Below are 15,073 nucleotides of genomic sequence, written 5' to 3'. Positions count from 1 at the left end.
ATAGATCAAGCATCTGCCCAAAAAATAATTCGATTGGAAAAAGGATCGGTGATACTAAGCTCAAGTGTTTCCCAATCCGTTTTTTCGATTTGAGGCTTGGCGAACTTATAATCTTTATGGCTTAATTCTGCATGCAGCTCATAAATATGTTCCCAATAAATGCGGATTGCACTATGCGGGCTTGCATCTCCAAAATGTTCCGATAAGTGAATTACGCATTCATCTTTGGAAATTTGTAGATATAAGGGAAAGTTATCTTCAAATTGATGCTGCCAATCAAGCTGAAAACCTAAGAATTCTAGATAAAATGATTGGGCTAAATTCACATCAAAAATTCTTAAGATAGGAGTGATTGAACCTGATTGCATCATTATTCCTTTTAACGTGTGCCAAATTGTTGAGTCCAATAACTCTTTTGTTTTACAGACTGATCAGAGGCGCAGGCAAGTGCGTAAGTTGTGAATTTCGGGTTCATTATATTACTACAATGCAAAGGGCTAGCTATCCATTTAGTAATTACTTCATTTAAAGTTTTTTGACCACTTGCAACATTCTCGCCATTGGCTTTACCCAAGGCATTATAGTTTTTTAAACGTGTTCTTAAATCTTGACCTGTTGAGCTTACGTGGCTAAGAAAATTATGATTTGCCATATCTACACTATGGGCGAGGGCACCTTTATATAAATTATTATTCCAGCTAAGAGGCTTTGCGGCTGAGAAATATTGTTGGCCACATTGGCGTGATTGTTGGCGAACTTGATTAATTCTATCAAGTACAGCTTGTTGATAAGCTGGGTTTTGTAAATCTTGGCAGCTTATTTCGATGGCTGTTTTTTGAGTGTGGGGCATTACAGATACAGCATCCGAAGGTGTGCTTGGTGAACTAACAGAGCAGGCTGAAATAAAAAGAGCAAAAGGCAGTAAAGAGTAATTTTTGAGTAGACTCATGTGAACGCCTTAAAATAATTATTCTAATGTTTTTATCATACGCCAAAGTAAAATTATTGAGCAATTCTTTGCAATAAAAAAGCAAGTTCGATACTCGCTTTTTATTGGATAACTTTATCAAACCGATTGAAGGGCTTTTAGGTCTTCAAGTACTTGTTCAGCATGTCCTGCTGCTTTGACTTTACGGTAGCTTTTAACTAAGGTTTTGTTATGGAAAATGAAAGTAGAGCGTTCAATTCCCATAACTTTTTTGCCATACATATTTTTTTCTTTAATGACATCAAAATGATTACAGAGCACTTCTTCTTTGTCGCTAATGAGGTCAATCGTGAGCGCTTGTTTTTCAGTAAAGTTTTGATGGGCTTTTACCGAGTCGCGTGAAATACCGAAAATACGTGTACCTAAAGCTTCAAATTGGTCTTTTAAACAAGAGAAACCAACTGCTTGTGTTGTACATCCTGGTGTTGAATCTTTTGGGTAGAAATAAATGATTAACCATTCATTTTCAACCTCGGCCAAGTTCACTTCACCATGGGTCGTTGGTAAAACTTGATTTGGTAATTGAATATTCTCAGACATTTCTCATCCTTCAAAAGCTAAATTTGATCTAATTCAAGTGGTAAAAAAGCATATTCTTCATGATAAACAATATCGAGCTTTCTTACAGGAATTGCTTTGTTAAAAATTGGACCGTCAATCACGGTTGTATGAAATTCGCCGCCTTCACCACATGGATCAATACCGCGATTCTCAAGTTCTGTTATATATTCTAAGGTTAAAGTTTTTCCTAAATCTTCAATTGTCATGCCTAGTTTTAAGTTCACTGTCACAATGATGCTACGAAAACCAAGATTGATAAACTCTTCAACAACCTCACGATGTGGACGTAGCCAAAGAGGCATGCCTAATTTGAGCCCCACTTGTTGAGTGATTCGATCATGCCAACACCCATGTTCAGGCATATCAAGGTCACCTGTAACGAGTACCTCTGCACCTTGTTGTTTTGCTTGAATGAGTAATGTAATAAATTTAGCTTCATAGTCATTCCAGCTTGATGAAGCCATGAATATTGGTAGGCCGATTGCTTCAGCTTGAGCTTGAATAATATCAAGTGGCATAGCATGTGAACGAGAGCGCTGGCCTTGTTCTTCCAACATAACGATTAATCCATTAACCGTACCAGTTTGCATTGCATGGTAGAGTGCAAGAGAACTATCTTTGCCACCACTAAATGAGACAATAGACTGTTTGTTAATTGCGTTAGTTTTCCATTGTTCTTGCATGGTTTATTTCAAATGAATTGGTCAAGATCGATTTCATTTTAACAGAGCTACAAAAAAGCCTGCATAAATGCAGGCTTTTTTTGGAATAACAAAAGCTTATTTTTTAGGAGCTTGTTGTTGAGCTGCTTTCATAGCATCTTCAGTTAATTTTTCAAGCTTAGTTGTTAACTGAGGGCCGAAACATGCTTTAAGATCACGGTTTTGTTGTTGTACAAATCCTAGAGAGCTTGGGCTTTTCTTGGCATTGATTGCACTTTGGATTTCCCATTTTTGTGCTTCAGTGACTTTACCTTGTGCTTCAACTTGGCAGCTACAGAATTTGCTAACTTCAGATGAACTTAGTTTGCCACCTTTAGCTGTTTGATCTTTACAAACGTTAACTAATGCACCTTTAACGTTAGTACTTTTATATGCTGCTTGAACTGGGTTTTCGGCAGCATGTGCTGCGCCAGCCATAAGAGCAACTGTTGAAAACAAAGATGAAAGAATAAGATTTGATTTTAACAACTTCATAAATTTTACCTACTTATTACGGTATATAGCGTGTTGGATCGGCAACACCGGCCTCGATAAAGCCTTCTTTACGCAAACGGCAACTGTCACATTTGCCACACGCACGTCCTTGAGCATCTGCTTGGTAGCAAGATACCGTTTGACTATAGTCTACGCCATGTTCAATCCCTAAACGTATAATATTCGCTTTGGATAAATGTAACAGGGGTGTTTCAAATTTAAGTGGTTTTCCTTCTACGCCAGCTTTAGTTGCTAACCGTGCCATATTGGCAAAAGCATCAATAAATTCAGGACGACAATCAGGATATCCTGAATAATCAACAGCATTGATACCAATAACGATAGCTTCAGCATTAAATACTTCGGCTGCGGCTAGGGCATAAGAGAGGAAAATAGTGTTACGCGCTGGTACATAAGTTACAGGAATACCTTCTTGTAACTGTTCTGGTACGGCAATGTTGTGATCTGTAAGTGCAGATCCACCTAAATTAGCCAAATCAATATTAATTACACGATGTTCAACCCCTGCACGTTGAGCTAATGCTTTTGCAGCATCAAGTTCAGTGGTTGAGCGTTGACCATACATAAAACTAATAGTAATACATTCATAGCGTGCTTGTGCCCAAGCTAGGCAAGTGGTTGAGTCTAAGCCGCCTGAAAGTAAAACAATCGCACGAGGGCGCATATTTTTCTCCATATTCGGAATGATTTATTTTATTGAGTGATTAGCGACCTGATTCGTCATTCCACAGCAGTTTATGTAACTGAAGTTGGAAGCGAACAGGTAATTTATCATCCAGTATCCACTGTGCCAGATCACGTGCTAGACGTGGCAGGCCAACAGCACCTTTTTCAACTGCAAAGGCAGGGGAGAACCAAACGGTACTGACTTTTTTATGCAGTTGATATTTTTCAACTTGTTGCTTTGACCATTCATAATCTTCGCGGTTACAAATGACGAATTTAATTTGGTCACGCGCAGTCAAATGATCAAGATTGCTGATGAGATTACGATGTTCCTCACCAGAAGTTGGAGTTTTTAAATCGAGAACTTTAGAAACACGCGAATCTACTTTTGAGACATCGAGCGCGCCACTGGTTTCTAAAGAAACATCAAAGCCAGCTTCACATAGACGTTGTAATAAAATCAAACAGTTTGGCTGTGCAAGTGGTTCACCACCAGTTACACAAATATAAGGCGTTTGAAATTGTGTAGCTGTTTCAATGATATGTTCAAGTGAAAAACGTTCACCACCTTCAAAAGAATAAGTGGTATCACAATAGCTACAACGTAATGGACAGCCCGTTAGACGAATAAATACAGTCGGTAAACCAGAAGCATTTGCTTCACCCTGCAACGAGTAAAAAATCTCGGTAATGCGTAAACCGGACGCAGGGTCTGAGACAGGAATTGCAGAGGAACGTAAGGAAGCCATTCTAGAAATACCACACTATATAAAAAATAAAATCTCTACGATCAGTGTTGACCGTAGAGATATTTGATCAAACTGAAATTAGTCAGCGCGTAACAAATCGTTCAAACTTGTTTTTGCACGTGTTTGCGCATCAACTTTTTTCACAATAATTGCAGCGTATAAGCTGTAAGTACCACATTTAGAAGGCAGGCTACCTGCCACAACAACTGAACCTGCTGGAACGCGACCATAGTGGATTTCGCCAGTTGCGCGGTCATAAATTTTAGTTGATTGACCAATGAAAACGCCCATTGAAATTACTGAGCCTTCTTCAACAATAACGCCTTCAACGATTTCTGAACGCGCACCGATAAAGCAGTTGTCTTCAATAATGGTTGGGTTAGCTTGTAATGGTTCTAAAACACCACCGATACCTACACCACCAGACAAATGAACGTTTTTACCGATTTGAGCACATGAACCTACAGTTGCCCATGTATCAACCATTGTGCCTTCATCTACATAAGCACCGATGTTTACATAAGAAGGCATTAACACTACGTTTTTAGCTTGGAAGCTACCACGACGTGCTACAGCAGGAGGAACAACACGAACACCTGCTGCTTTAAATTGTTCTTCAGTCCAACCAGAGAATTTAGTTTCAACTTTGTCGTAGAAACGAAGATCACATGACTCGATTGGTTTATTGTCATTTAGTTTAAATGATAATAAAACAGCTTTTTTTAACCATTGGTGAACAACCCATTCACCATTGATCTTTTCAGCAACTCGAAGTGTGCCGTTATCTAAACCAGCAATTGCTTCTTCAACAGCTTGGCGAATTTCGCTTGAGCAATCTGCTGCAGTAAAGTTTGCGCGGTCTTCAAATGCTTGCTCAATGATCGTAGAAAGCTGAGACATGATCTTCCTTCCATAAAAAATTTTAAAGATTTTACACTAATTTGTGACAAGAATCTTTGAAAAAACATGTTACGTTTAATCGATGGTATAAATGGGGTAAATGAAATTAAGCTTATTAGATAATCAGGTGTTTTTTACACAAAAATGATTTGAAAATAAAAATTTAACTCAATTTGTATCAAAAAATAACAGAAATCTAGCATTTTTTGTATAAAAAAGACTCTAAGCTCTCTTTATTATGATTTCAGTCACAAGATGAATAAATTAAAAACAAAGCCTTTTTGAGGAGAAAACTATGAAAGCATTACGTGTTTTAGTAACAACAACAGCTTTATTCGCTGCTGGTGCTGCAATGGCAGATGAAGCCGTTGTTCATGACAGCTACGCATTTGATCAAAAACAATTACTTCCTGTGGGAGTGCGTGCTGAGGTAGGTACAACTGGTTACGGTGGTGCTTTATTGTGGCAAGCAAACCCATATGTAGGTTTGGCTCTAGGTTATAACGGTGGTGACATTTCGTGGACAGATGATGTTTCTGTAAATGGTACTAAATATGACTTAGATATGGATAATAACAATATCTATTTAAATGCTGAGATCCGCCCTTGGGGTGCTAGTTCTAATCCATGGGCTCAAGGCTTATATGTAGCTGCAGGTGCTGCTTATCTAGATAATGATTATGACTTAGCTAAACGTATTGGTAATGGTGAAACTTTATCAATTGATGGTAAGAATTATCAACAAGCAGTTGCTGGTCAAGAGGGCGGTGTAAGAGGTAAGATGAATTATGAAAATAATATTGCCCCTTATTTAGGTTTCGGCTTCGCTCCAAAAATTAACAAAAACTGGGGCGTATTTGGTGAGGTAGGTGCATACTATACTGGCAACCCTAAAGTACAGTTAACTCAATATAACCTTGCTCCAGTGAATGGTAATCCAACATCTGCTCAAGATGCAGTTGATAAGGAAGAAAATGAAATTCGTAATGATAATAAATATGAATGGATGCCAGTTGGTAAAGTTGGTGTGAATTTCTACTGGTAATATCCTAAAGAAAAAACGAGCCACGGCTCGTTTTTTTCATCTAACAAAATAAAAGAGCTAAAAAGCTCTTTTATTTTGTTCTTAATTTTTATTCATCTGGGTAAGCAATTTTCTTAAGTGCTTTAATATCAGCATCTGGAGAGCACAGCGAAATAAATTCATAGCCATAACCGCGTAATAGATGGCCTTTACGAACCGCAATCCATGTCGTGTTTACACCAAAAATATCGGTTTTAGTTTGTTTTAAACGATGATCACGTTCTGTGTCATAAGCTACGGCATTGACAATTCCGACTCCCATGCCCAATTCGACATAAGTCTTGATAACGTCCGCATCAAGAGCTGACATCACGATATCTGCATCGAGGTGAGCTTCTTCAAAGGCTTTGTCAATTTTAGATCGACCTGTAAAACCCCCATGATAAGTAATGAGTGGATAGTCCGCTAAAAGTTCAAGCGTAATCTTGTCTGCCTTCACTAAAGGATGATTTTGCGGTGTAATAATGCTGTGTTGCCATTGATAGTAAGGAATACTTGCTAGATTTTCTTCAGTCGTTAAAGACTCTGTAGCAATCCCAATATCTGCCTCACCTTGTAAAAGCATTTCTGAAATTTCAACAGGGCTGGCTTGTTGTAAAATCAAATGAACTTTAGGAAATAATTTCTTAAATTGATTGACGATCGGAGGCAGTACATAACGTGCTTGAGTATGGGTCGTCGCGATCGTTAATGTCCCTTCATCAACTTTATTAAAGTCTTCTGCAAGGCGTTTAATATTTTCAGCATCAACCAACATGCGTTCAACAATGCCAAGAAGAGATTGTCCTGGTTCGGTTAAACCTAAAAGACGTTTACCTTTTCGTATAAAAAGTTGTACACCTAGCTCATCTTCTAAATCTTTAATATGTTTACTTACACCCGATTGAGACGTGTAGAGTGCAGCCGATGCTTCGGTTAAGTTAAAGTTTTGGCGTACAGTTTCTCGGATAATTCTTAATTGTTGAAAGTTCATTCACACTTTTCCTCAAAAGAGGTGAGGAACTGCTTTAGTTCCGCAAGATATTTCCTCACCAAATATATTTCTTAAGCAACTTGATCTGCAAATAAGTGCAGTTGAGATGCACTTACCCAAACAGTTTGATTTGGTTTAAATGCATGTAATTTTGCAGCTTCATTGCTCAGAGCAATCTCAATTAAACGTCCATTACGGTCTTGTAATTCCGCCACAACTTTTCCAGCAATCCAGATTTCACGTACAAAAGTCGCTTCAATAGTATTAGCCTGCGGTTGCGAGTGAATATGTAACTCATCTGGACGGGCAAAAGCAATCACTTTTCCTTGAGGTGCCTCAACTAAAGTTGGTAATTGAATACGGTCATTGCCAATACGGATAATACCGCCTGTGTTTTCACCTTCAAAACGATTTGCCTGACCCAAGAAATCAAATACAAATGGCGTCGATGGTTTTTCATAAACTTCACGAGGAGAACCAATCTGCTCGACATTACCTTTATTCATGACAATAATCTGGTCTGCTACTTCAAGTGCTTCTTCCTGATCGTGGGTCACAAAAATTGAAGTAATGTGCAACTCATCATGTAGGTTACGTAACCAGCGACGTAATTCCTTACGGACTTTGGCATCTAAGGCACCGAATGGTTCATCAAGCAATAATACGCGTGGTTCTACTGCCAAGGCGCGTGCTAAAGCAATACGCTGGCGTTGTCCGCCTGAAAGCTGAGCAGGGTAGCGGTCTGCCAAAAATCCAAGTTGAACCAGATCAAGCAAACGAGTCACACGTTTTTTAATTTCAGCTTCAGAAGGGCGGGTTGCACGAGGACGAACACGTAAGCCAAAGGCAATATTGTCAAATACGGTCATGTGGCGAAATAAAGCATAGTGCTGAAATACAAAGCCGACCTGACGCTCACGCACATGTACATTGGTTGCATCTTCTCCTTCAAGCAGCACTTGACCGCCATCGGCTGACTCTAGGCCCGCAATAATACGTAGTAGAGTTGTTTTACCGCAACCAGATGGGCCGAGTAGGGCAACCAGTTCACCTTCCGGAAAATCTAGGGAAATATTTTTAAGCGCATGGAATGCACCAAAGCGTTTTTCAATATTTTTAACTTGAATACTCATGTGTTCATTCCTTACGAATTAGTTGAATGCGGTTCTGGTTTGTCTTGGCGTAGTTCTAACCAAGTTTTTAGTACCAGTGTTAATAGGGCTAAGAAAGCAAGTAATGAGGACACGGCAAACGCTGCACTAAATGTGTACTCGTTATATAAAATTTCGACATGAAGTGGCAGGGTGTTGGTTTCACCACGGATGTGACCAGAAACCACTGATACTGCACCAAACTCACCCATTGCACGGGCATTACACAAAATCACGCCATAAATGAGGCCCCATTTAATGTTGGGTAGTGTGACCTTCCAAAACGTTTGCCATCCTGATGCGCCGAGTACAATAGCTGCTTCTTCTTCTTCAGTGCCTTGAGCTTCCATGAGGGGAATTAACTCACGAGCGACAAATGGAACAGTAATAAAAATAGTGGCTAAAACAATTGCAGGTACGGCATATAAAATCTTAATGTCATGGTCCATTAACCATCCACCAAACCAACCTTGAGCACCAAAAATTAATACAATCATTAAGCCGGCAATAACAGGTGAAACCGAAAAAGGCATGTCAATGATGGTGGTTAAAATGGCTTTACCTTTAAATTGAAATTTGGAAACTGCCCATGCTGCTGCAACACCGAATACCACATTAATTGGAACGGCGATTGCTGCGGTTAACAGCGTTAATTTCACTGCTGATAAGGTGTCTGGGTCAATTAAAGCCTGAACATAAACTTCAAGTCCTTGTTTAAATGCTTCTACAAAAACCAGAATGAGTGGCAACATTAGGCAGCTTAAGAAGAAAATCAAAGCAACTGTAATGAGCGTGTAACGGACCCAAACTGGTTCACGGGTGGCATCACGTGATTGCAATTTAAATGCAAGTGCATTGCTGTCGCTGTGTAGGTTCATGTGATATTTCTCCCTGTACGACGGTTTGCCCAGACTTGAAGTAAATTAATGGCAAATAAAATGATAAAAGAGAGAACTAACATGACCGCAGCAATTGTTGTTGCACCCGCGTAATCATATTCTTCAAGACGTGAAATGATCATGAGTGGAGCAATTTCAGTTTTAAAAGGTTGGTTACCTGCAATAAAAATAACCGAACCATATTCACCAACGCCGCGGGCGAATGCTAAAGCAAAGCCGGTAAATAGGGCTGGTAATAAAATAGGTAAAATGATTTTTGTGATGGTTTGCCAGCGATTTGCCCCCAGTGCTGATGCCGCTTCTTCTAGCTCGGTTTCAATGTCACTCAAAACAGGTTGAACTGTTCGCACAATGAATGGAATACCAATAAATACTAAAGCTAGAGTAATCCCGATAGGCGTGTACGCAACCTCAATACCCAGTGGCACTAAATATTGGCCAATCCAGCCGGTAGGAGCATAGAGTGAGGTAAGTGCAATACCTGCAACTGCGGTTGGTAATGCAAAAGGTAAATCTACTAGGGCATCAACCAGACGTTTTCCGGGGAAGTTATAACGTACAAGGCACCAAGCCAGAAGCAAGCCAAATACAACATTAATAAAGGCTGCAATTAACGCTGAACTAAAGCTGAGTTGAAGCGACTTTAAAATACGTTCAGAAGTTAAAATTTCCCACAACCCGTCCCATCCGATTCCAAATGATTTGATAAAGACTGCGGCTAATGGAATAAGCACAATAAAAGACACATAGGCGAGGGTGAAACCTAATGAAAGGCCAAACCCAGGCAGCACTCGGGATCGCTGCGACATGATATTTCCTCAAAGAGAAAAGCCTGCTGAAACCAGTAAGCGAATAAATAAAGATAAACAGTGCGATAACAAAGATGGGTATTAAGCAAATTTCAAAGAGAAATGAGTTTTTACCGGGTCGAAAGATGAGCGACTACACATCGAATTTTCTGGAATCAAATAATTCAGCAGGGCCGGAAAGGGACCAAAACCCGATGCAACATTAATATGACCAACTTCCCCTAAGTTAATCGGTTCTAGACGCCAAGCTTTTGCAAGCTGTAAGGCATCTACAAAACCCAACCATGGGTCATTTTCGCTAATGAGCAGCGTAGCTGGAACATCAATTCGCAAATGATAGAAATACTCTTTGTAGTCAGTCAGACTATGCCGAGCAAAGCCTGCTTCACCAAAACGTGCCGGATTGGCTGGAGCCACCAAAATAAGTTTTTTGACTTGGCTTTTTAATTCAGGGTGCTCAGCTAAAGCTGCGACACTGGTTAAGCAACCAAAGCTATGTGCAACAATTTGTACAGGAGCTTTTACTGCTTGAACTGTTTTAACTAACTGCTCAATCCATTCACTTAATACGGGTCTATCCCAGTTTTTTTGCTCAACACGAGAACTAGACACGAGTTGACGCTGCAACCAAGATTGCCAATGCTGATGTTCACTGCCACCTACGCCTGGAACAATTACAGTGTGAGTCATGTCTGTTCTCCTTGTCTTTAGCGCAAAGAATTACTTCTCTGTACTATTGATTTTCACGATTTGATCGAAAACACCGCCGTTATCGAAGTGTTGTTTTTGCACCTTCGTCCAGCCACCAAATTCTTTATCAATCGTAACCAGTTTCAACGGCTTAAATACGTTGCTGTATTTTTTAAGCACGGCTGCATTACGTGGACGATAGAAGTTGCGTGCTGCAATTTCTTGACCTGCCGGAGAATACAAATAGTTCAAGTAACCTTTAGCAATAGTTAAGTTGCCTTTTTTGGTTGCATTTTTCTCGACAATTGCCACAGGAGGTTCAGCTAAGATTGAAAGAGAGGGAGTAATGATTTCAAACTTGCCCGGTTGTTCACGAGTTGCTAAATGTGCTTCATTCTCCCAAGCCAGTAAGACATCACCAATACCACGCTCAGCAAAAGTTGTGGTTGCACCACGCGCACCTGAATCTAAAACTTTGGTGTGTTTATAAATTTGACGAACAAACTCTTGAGCTTTTGCATCGTTACCACCTGCTTGATGTTTTGCCCATGCCCATGCAGCAAGATAGTTCCAACGAGCACCACCAGAAGTTTTCGGGTTTGGTGTAATAATTTCTACACCTGGTTTGATTAAATCACCCCAGTCTTTAATTTGTTTAGGATTACCCTTACGTACTAAAAACACGATAGTTGATGTGTATGGAGTAGAATTCTGCGGTAACTTTTTCTGCCAGTCAGTTGGAAGTAATTTTGCTTTTTCAGCAATTTCATCGATATCTGCTGCAAGTGCTAATGTCACTACATCTGCATTTAAGCCATCAATAACAGCACGAGCCTGTTTACCAGAGCCGCCGTGTGATTGTTTAAATTCAATATCTTGACCAGTACGTTGTTTCCAGTAAGTACCGAACTGTTTATTGAAATCTGTATATAACTCACGAGTAGGGTCGTAAGAGACGTTTAAAAATTCTTGAGCTGCAAATGATGAAACTGAAAGAAGTGCAGCGATAACCCCGACTTTTAACTGAGAAAAACGCATGAGATAAGTCCTCAAAAAATATGAAATGTTCAAAACATGAACGAAGAATAGCGCTAGTCTTTATTCTAAAAAAATAATAAAAAACGAATTTAATATGAAAAAAATAGAAATAGTAAAAACAGATAAGTTATTCTTAAATCTTGATATATAACAAGTTTCAAAAGTAGGTACGAAATCGGTATAATTTTTAAAAATCAGTCATTTATTATTTAAATGAAAGGTGTTGTATTGTTGGATCGTTTTAAGCAGAGGGTGGATTAAACATGTGGTGTTTTAAAAATGGGCAACCTGTTGAAACCATTCCTTTACTCGATCGAGCATTTCATTATGGTGATGGGTGCTTTACCACAATTCGTGTTTTTCAAAATAAGATTGAGCTTAAAGAAAGACATTGGGAACGGCTAAAACTTGCATGTCAAAAACTGTTTTTAACTGCGGATTTTGAATTAATAGAACAGAGTTTGCAGCAACTACAAAAGCAACATTTGGTGCTTAATGGCACTTTAAAAATTGTGATTAGCCGAGGGGAAGGTGACCGAGGCTATAGTTTGCCGAAGCATGCGGCGGATGTTTATACCTGGTTTTATCCAAAAGCTTTAGAGCCATTTCAGCCAGACTCTATCCAGTGTGGAGTTTTAAATCAGGCCTTAGGTTTAACCATGCCGAGTTTAGTTGGGCTTAAATCTTTAAACCGTCTTGAACAAGTATTGCTAAAAAAAGAAGCAGATCAACTGGGGTGGACTGAAGCATTAGTTACTGATGTACAAGGTTATATTGTTGAAGGGATCAGTAGTAATTGTTTTATTCGTTTAAATGATAGATGGATTACTCCTGAACTTCGCTATAATGGCGTCCACGGTGTAATGCGGGCAGAAATTCTGGCGCGTATGCAGCACCATGGTATTGCCTGTGAAGTACGTGTGGTTGAATTAGATGAAGTATCTGAAATACAAAGTCTATTCTTCTGTAATGCTTTACACCCTATGCGAGTGGTCACTCATTTAGGTGAAAAAACGCTAGAAACACAGGCATGCATAGATTTATTTCATATCCTTAACTTGAATCAGATTCATTAATATGCCGAAGCCACCTGTGAATGCGAAAGCAAAAAACGCCAAGAAAAATAACAAGAAACAAGCTCCAAAATTTTCTAAGCGACTGGTTTTAATTGGCCTTTTTATTGTCTTAATTTCTACTTTTGCCATTTTATGGTCGAGTTTATTTAAAGCTTATCCTATTGAAGGCAAAAAACAGATGTTATCGATTACATCTGGTGAAACCTATTCTGGTTTTATTGATCGGTTGGCGAAAGAAGGCCAAGTTAGCTTTCCAGTAGTATTGAAGCTTTATCAGAAATTTATGATTCATGACAGCATGAAAGCTGGTGTGTATGAAATTGAACAGGGAATGAGTGTAAGAGAAGTATTAGAGATGTTATCTGATGCGGATAATGCTCAGATGAACCGTGTTTTGGTCATTGAAGGTACAACTTTTAAACAGCTTATTACTGCACTAAAAAATGATAAAAACGTAAAAAATACAATATTAGATTTACCTGACGATCAGCTCATGAAAGCATTGGGCATTCCGTATGATCATCCTGAAGGTTTGTTTGCACCGAATACCTACTTTTTTGCTAAAGGCGAGACTGACAAGAAAATCCTTACCGATTTATATCATCGCCAAAGGAAAGCATTGGATGCAGCTTGGGCAAATCGTGCACCATATTTACCTTATAAAGATAAATATGAAGCATTAATTATGGCTTCTATTGTTGAAAAAGAAACGAGCTTAGACAGTGAACTCACACAGGTTTCGGGTGTTTTTGTACGCCGTTTAAAAATGGGTATGCGTCTACAAACTGATCCAACTGTGATTTACGGTATGGGTGAAACTTATCGAGGTAACATTACCCGAGAAGACCTTCGTACCCCAACAGCATATAATACCTATACCATTAATGGCTTACCGCCAACACCAATTGCTTTGCCGAGCCAGAAAGCAATTGAAGCTGCGTTGCATCCAGATGATTCAAACAACATCTATTTTGTTGCAACCGGAAATGGTGGTCATAAATTTACGGCAAGCTTGCAAGCGCATAATCAAGCGGTGCAAGACTATTTATCCGTGTTGAGATCGAAGAAATAAGGAAAAAAGATGTTTATTAGCTTTGAAGGCACGGAAGGTGTAGGCAAAACTACGCTTATTCGAAAAATTCATCAGCATTTTGAAGAACAAGGTAAACAGGTTGTTTTAACACGTGAACCGGGTGGCACACCGCTAGCTGAACAAATTCGCGCTATGCTTTTGGCGGTTAATCATGATGAAAATATGAGTCATGATACTGAGTTGCTTCTGATTTATGCTGCCCGTGCGCAACATTTACAGCAAGTCATTGTACCTGCTTTAGAAGCCAAAAAAATTGTGCTAAGTGACCGTTTTACCGATGCAAGTTTTGCTTATCAATGTTCTGGTCGTGGTTTAAGCCAAGATAAATTACAGCTTTTAAATCAGAACTTTGTTTCACGCATGCCAGATATTACATTCTGGTTAGATGCACCGATTGAGTTAGGCATGGATCGCGCACGCGAACGCGGAGCTTTAGATCGATTTGAACAAGAAAAGTTAAGCTTCTTTACCAAGGTTCGTGAAGGTTATGAAACCTTGTGGAAAGCTGAACCAGAACGGATTAAGCGATTAGATGCTACACAAAGTCCTGATCAGGTTTTTGAGCAAGCTTTGCAATATTTAGGATAGATAAGTGTATGGGCCACTCTCATATTTTATGGGAGTGGTTAAAAATAACGACAATTCTGGTTTGAATCGTCATAGAAAATATTCTTCATTTTCTTATGCTATCTTACATATGTTTTATAGATTGAAGAATAACAAGGATGAAAAGTTCAAAAGAAGAAATCGTGGCTTTTCTTAAAAAGGAATTTCCACAAAGTCTAGAGCATTGTACTGTTGAATCAGTTACCCCAAAAGCAGCAGTTGTTTATTATCATATCGATCAAAAGCATCAACGTCCGGGCGGCACAGTATCTGGTCCAACCATGATGACTTTGGCTGACTTTGCTTTATATATTGCAATATTGGGTGAAATTGGAATTGTTGGTTTAGCTGTGACGACTAATTTTAATATTAATTTTTTAAGAAAACCCGCAGGTGATCAAGACTTGCGCAGTGAATGTAAACTGATGAAAGTCGGGAAGAGCTTGGTTGTTGGTGAAGTTTGGATTTATTCAGTGGGATTAGATGAACCTGTGGCGCATGTTACCGCGACTTACTCAATTCCACCTCGATCATAAATATTAAAGTAATAAAAAGCACAGTCTGAACTGTGCT

General features: G+C 39.2%; 19 protein-coding genes. 5 read left to right on the top strand and 14 right to left on the bottom strand.

Annotation, left to right across the window (positions count from 1 at the left end; genetic code table 11):
• Window positions 1-5: 5 nt before the first annotated feature.
• From MSG66_RS15010 to dapD, 8 genes are all read right to left on the bottom strand, one after another.
• Window positions 6-368: a glyoxalase superfamily protein gene (locus MSG66_RS15010; RefSeq protein ID WP_324654499.1), complete on the bottom strand. Its 363-nt coding sequence runs from the start codon at window positions 366-368 to the stop codon at window positions 6-8.
• An 11-nt stretch (window positions 369-379) separates the two neighbouring features.
• Entirely contained in the window at window positions 380-949 is a 570-nt protein-coding gene (locus tag MSG66_RS15005; protein WP_324654498.1) for a CAP domain-containing protein, read from the bottom strand.
• A 117-nt stretch (window positions 950-1,066) separates the two neighbouring features.
• Window positions 1,067-1,528 carry a peroxiredoxin gene (locus MSG66_RS15000; protein ID WP_262472581.1) on the bottom strand — a complete coding sequence of 154 codons (462 nt, stop codon included), beginning with the start codon at window positions 1,526-1,528 and terminating at the stop codon, window positions 1,067-1,069.
• 17 nt (window positions 1,529-1,545) lie between these two features.
• Entirely contained in the window at window positions 1,546-2,232 is a 687-nt protein-coding gene (locus MSG66_RS14995) for a diphthine--ammonia ligase (RefSeq protein WP_324654497.1), read from the bottom strand.
• A gap of 96 nt (window positions 2,233-2,328) precedes the next feature.
• Entirely contained in the window at window positions 2,329-2,745 is a 417-nt protein-coding gene (locus MSG66_RS14990; protein WP_003650267.1) for a hypothetical protein, read from the bottom strand.
• A 16-nt stretch (window positions 2,746-2,761) separates the two neighbouring features.
• Window positions 2,762-3,430, bottom strand: coding sequence for a 7-cyano-7-deazaguanine synthase QueC (queC, locus tag MSG66_RS14985; protein WP_197730987.1), 669 nt, complete (start codon window positions 3,428-3,430; stop codon window positions 2,762-2,764).
• A gap of 40 nt (window positions 3,431-3,470) precedes the next feature.
• The gene (gene queE / locus MSG66_RS14980) at window positions 3,471-4,181 is read right to left on the bottom strand and encodes a 7-carboxy-7-deazaguanine synthase QueE (RefSeq protein WP_133972243.1); all 711 of its coding nucleotides are present in this window, start codon (window positions 4,179-4,181) and stop codon (window positions 3,471-3,473) included.
• A gap of 78 nt (window positions 4,182-4,259) precedes the next feature.
• Complete coding sequence (gene dapD, locus MSG66_RS14975) at window positions 4,260-5,081, bottom strand: 2,3,4,5-tetrahydropyridine-2,6-dicarboxylate N-succinyltransferase (RefSeq protein ID WP_042898115.1); 822 nt, start codon at window positions 5,079-5,081, stop codon at window positions 4,260-4,262.
• A gap of 295 nt (window positions 5,082-5,376) precedes the next feature.
• On the opposite strand from dapD, the gene carO reads away from it, so the two are divergent.
• Window positions 5,377-6,126 carry an ornithine uptake porin CarO type 1 gene (carO, locus tag MSG66_RS14970; RefSeq protein ID WP_324654496.1) on the top strand — a complete coding sequence of 250 codons (750 nt, stop codon included), beginning with the start codon at window positions 5,377-5,379 and terminating at the stop codon, window positions 6,124-6,126.
• 88 nt (window positions 6,127-6,214) lie between these two features.
• On the opposite strand, the gene MSG66_RS14965 is transcribed toward carO, so the two are convergent.
• The 6 genes from MSG66_RS14965 to MSG66_RS14940 form a co-directional block, all read right to left on the bottom strand.
• Window positions 6,215-7,138: a CysB family HTH-type transcriptional regulator gene (locus MSG66_RS14965; RefSeq protein ID WP_003650277.1), complete on the bottom strand. Its 924-nt coding sequence runs from the start codon at window positions 7,136-7,138 to the stop codon at window positions 6,215-6,217.
• A 71-nt stretch (window positions 7,139-7,209) separates the two neighbouring features.
• Entirely contained in the window at window positions 7,210-8,271 is a 1,062-nt protein-coding gene (locus tag MSG66_RS14960) for a sulfate ABC transporter ATP-binding protein (protein ID WP_324654495.1), read from the bottom strand.
• A gap of 11 nt (window positions 8,272-8,282) precedes the next feature.
• Window positions 8,283-9,167: a sulfate ABC transporter permease subunit CysW gene (gene cysW / locus MSG66_RS14955; RefSeq protein ID WP_133972247.1), complete on the bottom strand. Its 885-nt coding sequence runs from the start codon at window positions 9,165-9,167 to the stop codon at window positions 8,283-8,285.
• Window positions 9,164-9,997 (bottom strand): sulfate ABC transporter permease subunit CysT, encoded by an 834-nt coding sequence (gene cysT / locus MSG66_RS14950; RefSeq protein WP_202743030.1) that lies wholly within the window; start codon window positions 9,995-9,997, stop codon window positions 9,164-9,166. The genes cysW and cysT overlap by 4 nt, the downstream gene beginning before the upstream one ends.
• Window positions 9,998-10,078: 81 nt before the next feature.
• Complete coding sequence (locus tag MSG66_RS14945) at window positions 10,079-10,687, bottom strand: alpha/beta hydrolase (RefSeq protein ID WP_324654494.1); 609 nt, start codon at window positions 10,685-10,687, stop codon at window positions 10,079-10,081.
• A gap of 30 nt (window positions 10,688-10,717) precedes the next feature.
• Complete coding sequence (locus tag MSG66_RS14940; protein ID WP_042898110.1) at window positions 10,718-11,725, bottom strand: sulfate ABC transporter substrate-binding protein; 1,008 nt, start codon at window positions 11,723-11,725, stop codon at window positions 10,718-10,720.
• Between the two features lie 263 nt (window positions 11,726-11,988).
• Between MSG66_RS14940 and pabC the strand changes: the two genes are divergently transcribed.
• The 4 genes from pabC (at window position 11,989) to MSG66_RS14920 (ending at window position 15,036) form a co-directional block, all read left to right on the top strand.
• Window positions 11,989-12,801, top strand: coding sequence for an aminodeoxychorismate lyase (gene pabC, locus MSG66_RS14935; protein WP_324654493.1), 813 nt, complete (start codon window positions 11,989-11,991; stop codon window positions 12,799-12,801).
• A gap of 1 nt (window position 12,802) precedes the next feature.
• Window positions 12,803-13,873: an endolytic transglycosylase MltG gene (mltG, locus tag MSG66_RS14930; RefSeq protein ID WP_324654492.1), complete on the top strand. Its 1,071-nt coding sequence runs from the start codon at window positions 12,803-12,805 to the stop codon at window positions 13,871-13,873.
• 9 nt (window positions 13,874-13,882) lie between these two features.
• On the top strand, window positions 13,883-14,482 hold the full coding sequence (gene tmk / locus MSG66_RS14925) for a dTMP kinase (protein ID WP_262472594.1): 600 nt from the start codon (window positions 13,883-13,885) through the stop codon (window positions 14,480-14,482).
• A 137-nt stretch (window positions 14,483-14,619) separates the two neighbouring features.
• Window positions 14,620-15,036: a PaaI family thioesterase gene (locus MSG66_RS14920; RefSeq protein WP_202743024.1), complete on the top strand. Its 417-nt coding sequence runs from the start codon at window positions 14,620-14,622 to the stop codon at window positions 15,034-15,036.
• Window positions 15,037-15,073: the final 37 nt, after the last annotated feature.

Source organism: Acinetobacter sp. IK31 (assembly GCF_035615195.1).
Classification (GTDB): Bacteria; Pseudomonadota; Gammaproteobacteria; order Pseudomonadales; family Moraxellaceae; genus Acinetobacter; species Acinetobacter calcoaceticus_C.
This window is presented reverse-complemented; position numbering and strand designations above follow the sequence as displayed.